General features: G+C 39.6%; 10 protein-coding genes. 6 read left to right on the top strand and 4 right to left on the bottom strand.

Annotation, left to right across the window (positions count from 1 at the left end; all coding sequences use genetic code 11):
• Window positions 1-34: 34 nt before the first annotated feature.
• Entirely contained in the window at window positions 35-934 is a 900-nt protein-coding gene (locus CXF74_RS15930) for a LysR family transcriptional regulator (protein WP_101083522.1), read from the bottom strand.
• Between the two features lie 186 nt (window positions 935-1,120).
• Complete coding sequence (locus tag CXF74_RS15925; RefSeq protein WP_101083521.1) at window positions 1,121-1,996, bottom strand: LysR substrate-binding domain-containing protein; 876 nt, start codon at window positions 1,994-1,996, stop codon at window positions 1,121-1,123.
• A gap of 209 nt (window positions 1,997-2,205) precedes the next feature.
• Here CXF74_RS15925 and hisC point away from each other — a divergent pair, with 209 nt between their 5' ends.
• Window positions 2,206-3,294: a histidinol-phosphate transaminase gene (gene hisC / locus CXF74_RS15920; protein WP_101083520.1), complete on the top strand. Its 1,089-nt coding sequence runs from the start codon at window positions 2,206-2,208 to the stop codon at window positions 3,292-3,294.
• 19 nt (window positions 3,295-3,313) lie between these two features.
• Window positions 3,314-4,105, top strand: a complete 792-nt coding sequence (locus CXF74_RS15915; protein ID WP_101083519.1) for an ABC transporter substrate-binding protein — start codon at window positions 3,314-3,316, stop codon at window positions 4,103-4,105.
• Between the two features lie 220 nt (window positions 4,106-4,325).
• Here the strand turns inward: CXF74_RS15915 and CXF74_RS15910 are convergent, their stop codons facing one another.
• On the bottom strand, window positions 4,326-5,819 hold the full coding sequence (locus CXF74_RS15910) for a CoA-acylating methylmalonate-semialdehyde dehydrogenase (protein WP_101083518.1): 1,494 nt from the start codon (window positions 5,817-5,819) through the stop codon (window positions 4,326-4,328).
• A gap of 72 nt (window positions 5,820-5,891) precedes the next feature.
• Window positions 5,892-7,232 (bottom strand): aspartate aminotransferase family protein, encoded by a 1,341-nt coding sequence (locus tag CXF74_RS15905; RefSeq protein ID WP_101083517.1) that lies wholly within the window; start codon window positions 7,230-7,232, stop codon window positions 5,892-5,894.
• A 193-nt stretch (window positions 7,233-7,425) separates the two neighbouring features.
• On the opposite strand from CXF74_RS15905, the gene CXF74_RS15900 reads away from it, so the two are divergent.
• From CXF74_RS15900 to CXF74_RS15885, 4 genes are all read left to right on the top strand, one after another.
• The gene (locus tag CXF74_RS15900) at window positions 7,426-8,346 is read left to right on the top strand and encodes a LysR family transcriptional regulator (protein WP_101083516.1); all 921 of its coding nucleotides are present in this window, start codon (window positions 7,426-7,428) and stop codon (window positions 8,344-8,346) included.
• Between the two features lie 891 nt (window positions 8,347-9,237).
• Complete coding sequence (gene dctP, locus CXF74_RS15895) at window positions 9,238-10,263, top strand: TRAP transporter substrate-binding protein DctP (RefSeq protein WP_101083515.1); 1,026 nt, start codon at window positions 9,238-9,240, stop codon at window positions 10,261-10,263.
• Window positions 10,264-10,346: 83 nt separating this feature from the next.
• Window positions 10,347-10,946 carry a TRAP transporter small permease gene (locus CXF74_RS15890; protein WP_101083514.1) on the top strand — a complete coding sequence of 200 codons (600 nt, stop codon included), beginning with the start codon at window positions 10,347-10,349 and terminating at the stop codon, window positions 10,944-10,946.
• Window positions 10,947-10,950: 4 nt separating this feature from the next.
• Window positions 10,951-12,255 (top strand): TRAP transporter large permease, encoded by a 1,305-nt coding sequence (locus CXF74_RS15885; protein WP_101083513.1) that lies wholly within the window; start codon window positions 10,951-10,953, stop codon window positions 12,253-12,255.
• Window positions 12,256-12,296 lie beyond the last annotated feature (41 nt).

Raw genomic sequence — 12,296 nt, 5'->3', positions numbered from 1 at the left:
ACTACCCTATAACCTGAGGTTATAGGGTTGGCTGTTACGCTGAAATTTGCGGGTTATCGTTGGATAATTCAATCACTAATTGAAGGAAGTCATCCGCTATCTGGGAAAGTTTTTTATCGTCGAGTTGTAAGGCGGTTAAATTAAAATTAAGGGCGGGTTCAATGGCTGCAATCGCGACCTTGTCATTGAGATTGCCGCGCGCGCTGAACTCATCAATAACGCAAATACCGATGTTTTGAGCCACTAAGCGCGCTGCAATAAAATAGGTTTTAACGGTAATGTTGGTTTTAAAGTTTAAATCAGCTTCCATCAAACGATGCCAGAGTAAGTCGCCTAAAGGGCCACTGTCATCAATGCCAATCACTTCATGCTGTTCAAATTGCGCCAAGCTGACCTGGCTCGGTGACTCGGGAAGTTGCTCACGCGGGTACATCATGACCAATTGGGAACGGCAAACCAACTGTTGTGTAACCCCATGTAATGGCGGTGGTGAGAACATTAAGGCAAAATCAATTTTGTGCTCAATGAGCGCCTGACGAACTTCATCATGATGCATGGTTTGTAAGTTAATGTTGATGTTTGGGTTGCATTTTTGATAGTGCGCAACCGCCTTGGGAATAAGATCGAACCCTAAGGCAGGTGTTAAACCAATGGTTATTTTTCCACTGCTTTTGTTTTTTAGATTAAGCGCGCAATGACGAACTGAACGTAGTTGTTGATACATTTTGTCGACTTCAGCAAAGAGTAAAGTCGCTTCTTCGGTGGCAACTAAACGCCCCTTAACTCGCTCAAATAATGTAAAGCCCAGTTGTTGCTCACAATGCGCCAATACCTTACTGACTGACGGCTGAGATACGTGCAAAAACTCGGCCGCATTGGTGACCGAGCCCGTCGTATAAATAGCATGAAATACTTCAATATGGCGTAAACGCATGGTGAGTTCCGTATGAATTGGTCGTTATCTTTAGCGGATGAAAGCTTCGTATTATTAAGCCGTAGACTAGCATTTTACGAGGCCTATGAAATAGCGCCTTAAGCAGATTATTGATTATCTACTTCACCGTAGAGCAATTTCACCGCAGAGTAATAGTGCGCTGATGGTGAAGGGTACCGATGTGCATTATTCAGCTTTTAATAACCAGTCAATCAATAACGCTAAAGAAGCAGGGGGCGATGCTTTAGGGTGAACTAAATAATAACCCTTACCTGATTCAATGGATAATGGATGTGGTGCGACAAGTCGACCTGAAGCAAGATCAAGTTTTGCGAGTGTGAGATCGCCGATGCTAATACCAAACCCCTGAATCGCTGCACTCACGGCAAGGTCTAAGGTTGCAAAATGTTGATGCTGCTCAGCAGTTAATGCACTATTTTCTGTTTTCGCTAGCCACAATAACCAATCTTCTTTTTGTGGCGTGGCATGTAACCAAGTTAATTTTCTTATCTGTTCGACAGTGAGGTTCGCTTCGCCTTGTGGTAACAAAGAGGGAGCACAAACGGGGGTTAAATGCTCTTGAAATAATAGATGACTGACATGCGTTCTGTCTTTTGTCGCCACCCCATAACTGATAGCCGCATCAAAAGACTCCATTGAGAAGTTAATCTGGTGATTAATTGACGAGGTTAGTTCAACATCGACCTGCGGATGCGCTTGTTGAAAGGTCATTATTTTAGGCAATATCCAAGTGGTAATACAGCTTGGCACTTTGAGTTTAATGAGCGGTTTGCTATGAGAGACTTGCTTAATGGCATACTGAATTTGGTTAAGTGCTTGTTCAACTAAGGGAAGAAATTTACGCCCAGATTCATTAAGTGTTAAACCACGTGCATGGCGGTTAAATAATCGCACTTTTAATTGTTCTTCTAATGAGATTATCTGACGACTAACGGCCCCTTGTGTGACATTTAAGGCTTGTGCGGCTAAGGTAAAATTTAAATGATTAGCGGTAACCAGAAAGGTTTGTAGTTCTTTTGTAGAGGGTAAGCGAGTGTTCATATTGTGCTCTCATTACGATTAATCTGTCATCACAGTGATTAGCTATGAGTTTTTGTCATGACTAGTATACATTTATTTCGATTCATATTACGGCGCAGGTTTGTTTAAATTCAAATTCATTACGAATTTCGGTTTTTATGCTGCTTATGTGAATAAGAATTCAGTTAATCGTTATTTAAAAGCATTTATATTCACTTGGAAGTATTACCATGGAATCGTTAGCGTCACAGCTAGTCCCTAAGGCAGTAAAAAAACTCATTCCTTACCAGTCTGCACGTCGACTTGGTGGGAACGGCCATATATGGCTAAATGCCAACGAACTTGAAAACAGTTGTCAATATGGGGATCCTGCTCAAGGCATCAATCATCACTACAATCGTTACCCTGATTTTTTACCGCAAGACACCGCGCAAGCTTATCAAAACTATTGTATGCAAGTCGCGCCAGCGCTCACTTGTGAAACAGTTGCGGTTCGTGGTGCTGATGAAGCGATAGATTTATTAGTGCGCACTTTTTGTGAGCCAGGAAATGACCAAATTATCGTTTGTCCTCCGACTTATGGTATGTATGAATTTTGTGCGGATGCCTTTTCTGTTGATACTCTGGCGATTCCATTGTTAGAAAACTTTCAACTTGATGTGCAGGCAATTAAAGCCAATCTGGCGAACACCAGTTTATTGTTCCTTTGTTCTCCCAATAACCCTACCGGTAATATCATTGCTCAAAACGATATGATTGAGTTGTTAGAGGCAAGTAAAGCCTCAACGTTAGTGGTGGTTGATGAAGCGTATATAGAGTTTGCACCGCAAAGTAGCGTATTACACTTAATGGAAAAATATCCACACTTAGTGGTAATTCGTACTTTGTCTAAAGCCTTTGGATTAGCATCGATACGTTGTGGTTTTCTATTAGCATCGACCAGTGTGATGTCTTATATTAATTTGATTATCGCGCCTTATCCGATGCCTGATCCATGCGCAGAAATTGCGTTAAAAGCGCTTTCAGTTTCTGGGTTAGAGAAAATGAATCAACAAACACAAGCACTGATTAAGGTGCGAAATTGGTTTATTGCTGAGCTAAAAGAGCTGGCCATTGTTGAGCATGTGTATTGTTCAGAAACCAATTTTGTATTAATCAAATTTAATACCTTAACCAGTGTTTATGACTACCTCTTATCAACGGGCATTGTGGCAAGAAATCAAGCACATGAAGTCGTACTGAAAGATTGTGTACGCATCACAATCGGTTCGAAAACTAGCATGACAGAAACCCTAAACGCATTGAAAAAATTTAATTAATTATAAACGGAATTTAAACATGAAAAAATTAATCACTATTGGCCTGCTGTTAACTTCAGCACTGATGCCTATTGCACAGATATCTACAGCACAAGCTGCTGATTCAAAAGTCGTGCGCCTTGCTTCAGACTTTACTTACCCTCCTTTCAACTATAAAGACAGCTCAGGTAAACCGGTTGGATTTGATATCGAAATTGCAGATGCGTTATGTGCACAAGCAAAACTTAAATGCGAATGGGTGACACAGGGTTGGGATGGGTTAATCCCAGGTTTAATGTCACGTAAATCTGATGTGATTATGGCGTCAATGCGTATTACCGAACAGCGTAAAAAACGTGTGTTATTTACGGATAAATATTACCAAACTCCAGCAAGTTTTGTGAGCAAAAATGATGCCGGTATTAGTATCGATAAAGCGGGTTTAACCGGTAAAACGATTGGTGTGCAGTTAGGGACTATTCATGATACTTACGTGACGGATATGTTTAGAGATGTTGCGACAATTAAACGTTATACAGGACAAGATCAAGTCTACCTTGATTTAGAAAGTGGCCGATTAGATGCAGCGTTTGGTAACTCTGACCAGTTAACCTTAGCTTTTTTAGAAAAACCGCGCGGTGCAAATTTTTCATTGGTCGGTGAACCTGTGACAGATAAAGCTTATGTGGGTGAGGGCACTGCACTCGCTCTACGTAAGCAAGATAAAAAGTTAGCTGAAAAATTCAATAAAGCCATTGCAGAGATTCGCAAAAACGGTGTTTATGACAAGATTGCAGCATCATATTTTAAGTTTGATATCTACGGCGGTTAAGCTTTCTTCGCTAGGTATTATAACTCTCTAAATGGGTGTGGCTGAGTGACATTAGCCACCCCTTTATCGCTTTCTAAATTAAACAAACCATCGAAGATACCTTTATTTACCATTCTTATTTACCATTCTTATTAACCCTTCCCAAATGGATATCCGCTGAAAAAAATAATGCCGTTCCCTTTAAGAGAACGGCATTATTTTTATACAGCCTTTTTAATCGTTAACTAGGGAACGAGAAAGAGGCGCCTTCTCTTACTGTACTTGATGGCCAGCGTTGGGTAATCGTTTTACGTTTAGTGTAAAAACGTACACCATCTGGGCCATAGGCATGTAAATCACCAAATAATGAACGTTTCCATCCGCCAAAGCTATGATAAGAAACGGGTACCGGTAACGGTACGTTAATACCCACCATACCGACTTGAATGGTATCTGCGAAATAACGTGCGGCTTCACCGTCACGCGTAAAAATACAAGTACCGTTACCGTATTCGTGATCGTTGATTAGCTGTATGGCTTGTTGCATTGTTTCGACGCGGATTATCTGTAATACAGGCCCGAAAATTTCAGCTTGATAACTATCCATCTCTGAGGTGACATGATCAATTAAGGTCGCGCCAACAAAGTAGCCATTTTCAAAACCCTTAACACTAGGATTACGGCCATCAATGACTAGGCTAGCCCCTTGCTCCACCGCACTACTAATGTAGCCATTCACTTTTTCTTTGTGAGCGAGCGTAATTACTGGTCCGAAGTCATTATCAGCATTGTTGTATTCACCAACGCTTAAGTTTTTCATGCCTTCTATCATTTTTTCCACTAAAGCATCAGCTGCTTCATCACCAACCGCAACGGCAACAGAAAGTGCCATACATCGTTCACCAGAGGAGCCAAAAGCAGCACCCAATAGCTGATTGGCTGCATTTTCTATATCTGCATCGGGCATAATAATGGCGTGATTTTTCGCGCCACCCAATGCTTGACAACGTTTACCATTTGCACTGGCAGTTGTATAAATATATTCAGCAATGGGTGTTGAACCAACAAAACTCACTGCTTTAACACGCTCATCGCTGAGTAATGTATCAACGGCTTCTTTATCACCATTAACCACGTTCATTACACCATCTGGTAAACCGGCTTCTTTGAGCAATTGAGCAATAAAGAGTGTTGAACTTGGATCGCGCTCTGAAGGTTTTAGGATAAAGGTATTACCGCAAACAATGGCAAGTGGGAACATCCACATTGGCACCATTGCAGGAAAATTAAATGGCGTAATACCCGCCACTACACCTAAAGGTTGAAATTCGCTCCAAGAGTCGATATTTGGGCCAACATTCTTACTGTGCTCACCTTTTAATAACCCCGGAGCCCCACATGCGTATTCAACATTTTCAATACCACGTTGTAATTCACCCGCTGCATCGTGTGAAATTTTACCGTGTTCTTCACCAATTAACTGACAGATTTTGTCACTATTTTTCTCAAGTAACTCTTTAAAACGAAACATGACTCGTGCACGTTTCGCAGGTGGCGTATTACGCCATGCTGGAAATGCGGCTTCAGCGGCACTAATGGCACGCTCAACAGTTTGCTTACTGGCAAGCTCTACTTTTTTAGTCGCTAAGCCCGTCGCGGGATTAAAAATATCTTGAGTTCGATTGTTTTCGTTGATCATTTTACCGTTAATAAGGTGACCGATTACTTGTGTCATGTTAATTCCTTTGAATTAGTGTTCGGAATATATTCCGATGGCGTTTATTTAGGGGGGGCAGTAACGTGCGATTTACTTTATTTCTAAAAGAGTCTCGCCTAAGGCATTGATTAAACTATCAATTTCATTGCGCTCAGAGGTAAAAGGTAAACCTAGTTGAATGGTGTCTCCGCCATTGCGTACGTAGAAACCTTTTTGCCACATTTTCATGGCAATTTGGTAAGGACGTTTGGCAGGCTCACCCGGAGCATGATCGATACTAAATGCGCCCGCTAAACCATAATTACGAATATCTGTAATATGTGGCAGACCTTTTAAGCTATGCACCATTTTTTCAAAGTAAGGCGAAATAGTGCTAACACGCGCAGGTAAGTTTTCTTTGGCTAGAATATCTAAAGTGGCTAAGCTGGCTGCACAAGCAATCGGATGTGCTGAATAAGTATATCCATGGGGTAGCTCTAACATATATTCAGGGCCACCATTGTCCATATAGGTATCATAGATTTCTTGTTTAGAAATAACAGCACCCATTGGAATAACGCCATTAGTTAGCTGTTTTGCTACTGTCATCATATCTGGTGTTACGCCAAATTCAGCCGCGCCAGTATTTGAACCCATGCGCCCAAAAGCGGTGATAACTTCATCAAAAATGAGCAATATATTATGCTTATCGCAAAGTTCTCTTAAGCGCTTTAAGTAGCCAACTGGCGGTGGAATAACCCCCGCAGAGCCAGCCAATGGTTCCACGATCACAGCTGCAATAGTTGAGGCGTCATGCAATGCAACTAGCTCTTCAAGTTGATCGGCTAAATAGGCGCCTTGGCTTGGCATACCTAAGCTAAATTTATTATCGTTAATCATAGTATGTGGTAGATGAGAAGCTTCAATACCTTGACCAAAAATAGCCCGATTTGGGCTTAAACCTCCCACACTAATGCCACCATAATTTACCCCATGGTAGCCTTTCGAACGGCCAATAAAGCGTGTTTTACTGGCCATTCCTTTTTTACGCCAATAACCACGGGCAATTTTTAATGCCGAGTCAACAGAGTCAGAACCAGACCCAGTAAAAAAAACGCGATTTAAGCCATCAGGCATTAACTCGGTAATACGGTGTGCAAGTTCAAATGATTTAGGGTGACCAAATTGAAATGCTGGTGAGTAATCAAGTGTGGCTGCTTGCTTACTTATCGCCTCGGTTATTTCTGGGCGAGCATGACCTAGGCCACAAGTCCATAATCCAGACAAACCATCAAAAATTTTTCTGCCGTCACTGTCGGTATAATAATGACCTTTAGCAGAAACAATAATGCGTGGATCTTTCTTAAATTCACGGTTGCCAGTGAAAGGCATCCAATGTGTATCAAGTTGTGCTTGGCTGATGCCATGGTTGGTTTGTTTATGGTTAGTCATTTATTTGCCTCAACAATGTTGTTAGTTGGTCTTTCTTACCGTTGAATTAACGATTGCTTGAGGCCATTATCAATGTTTAAATAGATTAATAAATACAATGATTTTAAACATAGCTTAACCAAATGGTTAACTATGTGGTAATTGATATTTATCTAAAATCACCATAACCATCATTATCTAGGAGTACTAATTAGTGAGTGAAAACAAAACATTACTGCCCAGACAACTTGGTGATACCCATATCCGCTTATTACGAATTTATAAAGTTGTGATCGAGTCGGGAGGGTTTGCCACTTCAGAAATTGAGTTAAATATTAGCCGACCTGCTATTAGTGTCGCGATATCTGAACTTGAGTCTTTGTTAAAAATGAAGCTATGTCATCGAGGTCGCTCTGGTTTTTCTATTACAGAGCAAGGTGAGAAAGTTTATCAATCTACTTTGCAATTACTCGGCAGCCTTGAAAGTTTTCGCAGTGAAATGAATGCGATTAATACTGATTTAGTGGGTGAGTTAAATATTGGTATTACTGATAATTTGGTTACTAATGAGCAACAGCGTCTTACTCGCTCCTTAAGTATATTAAAGCTTCGAGCACCTGAAGTTGTGATTAATATTCGTATGATACCGCCTAATGCACTTGAAGCTGCAGTGCTTGCTGGCCAATTACATGTTGGTGTAGTACCTGATTCAAGAGCGTTAAGCGGACTCTGTTACTCTCCTTTATATAAAGAAAGATCGCAACTGTACTGCAGTGATGAGCATGTGCTCTTTGACAAGAATAACGAAGCGATTAGTGATAGTGCATTGAGCCAATACGATGCAGTGTTGCCTAACTATCCACAGCCAATAAAAATAAAATTACAACAAAAAATACTGAAATCAACAGCAACATCAAGTGATCGTGAAGGTATTGCTTTTTTAATTCTAACGGGAAGATTTTTAGGTTTTTTACCTGTGCATTTTGCAGCAAGCTGGGTTGCACAAGGTAGATTGCGATCGATTGACGCAGAAAATAGATACTTTAATACGCATTTCTCTACAATCACTCGTAAAGGTGCTAGAGAAAATTTGATACTAGAAGCCTATTTAGAAGAATTAGAAAAAACATTATAAAAAATAATATGTTGATGAGTCTTAAATTAAAATAACAGTGAAGAGAAAGGGATCAACATCATTCGCTATTGTTACACTTTCTCTCTGTTTATCTAACAACATTTAAATATTCAACTCTCTGTTTTATTCCTGTTTTTAAAGCCTCAAGTCTCCTCTCTGATCGTTTAATCGATATGCCTAGATAAGATAATACCCATCAAAAATTCATTCACAGTAATCTACCTAGTAATCCACCTAGCAATCTGGTCAATTAATTAATCAAACACTGTGCTGTCACCAATTTACGTACAGACATTCAGTTAAATTTAAATGAGAACAGAACAGAAGAGGGTAGTGCTCGAAAATATAAGGCTCGTCAGTTATCATTTTTAGAATATTTTCAGAATCTTTTTAGGCCAATAAAACACTCAGTTAAGCATAAAAAATTACAATGGAGGTTGAGTATTGTTGTCTTATTAGTTTGAATTACTAACAATAAATTAGCCATGGATCATAAGATATTGCTTACTCGTGGGTCCTTGTAAGTCGTTTCATATTATTATGCAGATACTCTATAACCCTGCGCTATTACTTGTTTTTAGTGCTTTAGCAAGATCATTTCGCATCAAAACACCCACTTTTGTCACTTATCTTAGTTGCGTATTAGGCATGAAAAACAGACATTTATTGCTTACCTTTAAAGCAAAATTATTTATGATTAATCTGTCTTATAAACAGAGTTAAGTTAATCATTTAGTTAACTTAACTTAATAGGTATGGTATTTACTTAATTTTTAAAAAGAGGCACAGTTTCGTCGACCTCGCTTGGCTTAGGTTATATATGATACTGAAAAATCAGTGGTTTAAGTTGTAAATTGCTGATATTTAAAAATATTTTAAAAGGATTTCATAATGTTTAAAAAAAGTAACAATACCAAGAAACGAATGCTTATTGTTAGTTCTTTAACGGCCGTATTAACTTTTTCCACTGTCGAGGTTGTCGCTGGTGGAGACCAATTTATTTTTTCACAATCTTATAATGCTGAGCATATTTTTCATCATACATCCCAGAAATTTCTTGAAAATTTGTCTGCCGAAAATTCATCTTATAAACCTGATTATCATCTAGGGGGGGACTTAGGTGATTGGACCTCGCAGTTTGAACAAACAATGATGGGTGTTATTCCAATGGTCATTACTTATGGCGCATCTGAATTTGACGAACGACTGGATCTAACCTGGCTCGGTTATGTCGTAGATGATTGGAAAAGTGCACGTAAAGTTTACGGCCCTGGTGGTCCAATGCTGGCCGTCTACAATCAGATATTTGCAGATATGGATTTAATCGCATTAGGTACTATTCCTACAGGTTTTGGCTCTATCACTATTCGTAAAGGCGTTGACAAAGTACCCACTTCTTTCCCTGAAGATGCCAAGGGAATAAAAATGCGCGTTATTCCTTCGCCATTAGCAATTGAACGTTTTAACAACTGGGGATTCTCAGCGGTTCCTATGCCATATTCTGAGCTATACACTGCCTTACAGTTAGGTACGGTAGACGGCCGAGGATTTGGCCCTGCGGTAGAAATTTGGCAAATGCGTGATGTATTAAAAGCTTATATCTTAACGCGTGATTATTTTGAACATGGATTCTGGTTAGTTAATAAAGATTGGTGGGAAGGTTTACCTGCAGACGAGAGACAGAAAATGCAAATCGCTGCTAATGAAACACTTGATTGGGCTTGGCAAGAAGCTGAAGCGATAGATAACGGATTTTTAGAAAAATTACGCGATTACGGAATTGAAGTGATCGAGCTATCTGACGAAGACAGAGCGAAAGCTAAAGCAATCTTATATGCAAAAGAATGGCCATATATGGAGAAGAAAGTTGGCAAAGATACCATGAAAATGATGCGTGAAATTGCTGGCATTAATTAACTTCTTTAAAGCGTAATATTAGGCTAAATCGTATTGAATACGATTTAGCCTATCTGCTTTCTCGCAAATTACAGGCGATCTATATGAAGACCAAAAATTTAGAAGGAGCTAGCTTGTCTGCACAAGATGACTTGTTAGATAAAACCAATATGTCCATAAAACGTATTGCAAAAATATTTGATATATTATTACAAATTTCAATGATATTTACCGGCTTAGGACTAGCGGTACTCATCTTTGCTCAAGTTATTATGCGTTATGTGCTTGAATCTCCTTTTGCAGGAACCGAAGAAGCCGCCATTTTACTGGCCCTTTGGACCTATTTTCTTGGTATGGGTTATGCCACGAAAGAACGCGTGCATATTCATGGCGGTATCGTTAATCTGATTGTTAGTGATCCTTTTAAAATTCAATTAATTCGTTTTGTTGGTTCAATCATTTGTAGCATTACAGCTTGTATTTTTGGTTATTATGCCTGCAAATACGGTTTTTTTGTGATCGAGAAAGGACGCATGAGCTTGTATCTACATTGGCCCAAAGGATTATGGAGTGCTGGTATGATTTTTGGCTTTGTTCTGATGGCGGGTTATTTCATATTACAAATAGTAACTGATTTCAACGCGATGTTAGACGCAAAAAAACAATCAAAATTAATCTCCCCATCATTAAAAAAGGATTGCTAATAGCATGATTATCTTTCTTGTCTCTATGCTGGTCATAGTTGTCTTATTGTTGGCGGAAATACCGGTAGCCTTCTCTTTTGGTGTCGGTGCTCTTTTATTCACTTTTGCGACCGGTAATAATATTTCTTTTCTAGTCACACATGGCTTTAATACCGCCAGTGGTTTTGCACTACTTGCCCTGCCATTGTTTATTTTAGGTGGACTTATCATGGCAGAAGGGGGGATTTCTGCACGTTTACTCGATTTTGTTAACTCTTTTGTTGGCCGAATAAGAGGGGGCTTGGGGGCTGTAACCGTATTAACCTGTGCACTTTTTGGTGCGATTTCAGGTAGTTCATCGGCAGCGATTGCTGCTATTGGACAAATCATGATCCCTCGTATGATTAAAGAAGGTTATCCTGAAGGCCATGCAACAGCATTAGTAGCCTGTTCGTCAGTGTTAGCGTTGCTTATCCCACCTAGTATTCCAATGATTATATTCTCGATAACCGGAGGCTTGTCAGTTGGTGCCGCTTTTCTGTCAACCATTATTCCAGGTATATTATTAACACTTGTTTATTGTGCTTTAAATTTTTGGTTCTTACGTAAAGACATGTCAATCAAAGTTGAGCCGCCACTACCCTTTGTCGACGCTGCACGGGGTATTGCTAAAGCGGGTTATAACGCGGGGTTTGCGTTATTGATGCCTGTAATTATATTAGGTGCTATTTATAGTGGTATTGCGACACCAACAGAAGCCGCTGCTATTGCCGTAATTTATGCAATACCTGTCAGTTTAATGATATATAAAGGATTGACGATCAGAACCTTAGGAACGGTGACGATTCGTGCTGTTGTTATGACAGGCTCTATTATGGCTGTATTGTTCTTCTTGTTTATAATGAGCAGGGCAATGATTCTTGAGCAAGTACCTAAACAATTGGCTGAAGTATTGTTAGGAATCTCTGATAACAAGTATCTGATCCTGTTGGTCATTAATTTATTATTACTGCTTATTGGAATGATTGTAGATGATATTTCAGGTGCTGTTTTAGCGGCCATTATTTTCTTGCCGATAGTAGAAGCACTTGGCATTCATCCTATTCATTTTGCTGCCGTAGTCGGTGTTAATTTAGGACTCGGGAATGTATCTCCCCCCTGTGCACCCATGCTTTATATGGCGGGAGGGGTCGCCAAATTACCCCTCAATAAATACATTGTTCCGACCCTTAAATTATTATGCTTAGGGCATTTGCCAATGGTTGCTATCGTGACATTTATACCGGAATTATCGTTATTTTTACCCCGTTTATTAATGGGTATTGAGTAATAGCAATGACAATAAATAGCTGATCTATTTTGCTAGTTATA

Source organism: Psychromonas sp. Urea-02u-13 (genome assembly GCF_002835995.1).
In the GTDB taxonomy this organism is placed as follows: domain Bacteria; phylum Pseudomonadota; class Gammaproteobacteria; order Enterobacterales; family Psychromonadaceae; genus Psychromonas.
Note: the sequence above shows the minus strand (reverse complement) of the source record. Positions and strands in the feature narration are given on the sequence as shown.

Bases quoted from the DNA above. Each gene is read 5' to 3' on its own strand.
- CXF74_RS15910 (WP_101083518.1), bottom strand. From the start codon at position 5,819: ATGACACAAGTAATCGGTCACCTTATTAACGGTAAAATGATCAACGAA.
- dctP (WP_101083515.1), top strand. From the start codon at position 9,238: ATGTTTAAAAAAAGTAACAATACCAAGAAACGAATGCTTATTGTTAGT.
- CXF74_RS15890 (WP_101083514.1), top strand. From the start codon at position 10,347: ATGAAGACCAAAAATTTAGAAGGAGCTAGCTTGTCTGCACAAGATGAC.
- CXF74_RS15885 (WP_101083513.1), top strand. From the start codon at position 10,951: ATGATTATCTTTCTTGTCTCTATGCTGGTCATAGTTGTCTTATTGTTG.
- CXF74_RS15925 (WP_101083521.1), bottom strand. From the start codon at position 1,996: ATGAACACTCGCTTACCCTCTACAAAAGAACTACAAACCTTTCTGGTT.
- CXF74_RS15915 (WP_101083519.1), top strand. From the start codon at position 3,314: ATGAAAAAATTAATCACTATTGGCCTGCTGTTAACTTCAGCACTGATG.
- CXF74_RS15930 (WP_101083522.1), bottom strand. From the start codon at position 934: ATGCGTTTACGCCATATTGAAGTATTTCATGCTATTTATACGACGGGC.
- hisC (WP_101083520.1), top strand. From the start codon at position 2,206: ATGGAATCGTTAGCGTCACAGCTAGTCCCTAAGGCAGTAAAAAAACTC.
- CXF74_RS15905 (WP_101083517.1), bottom strand. From the start codon at position 7,232: ATGACTAACCATAAACAAACCAACCATGGCATCAGCCAAGCACAACTT.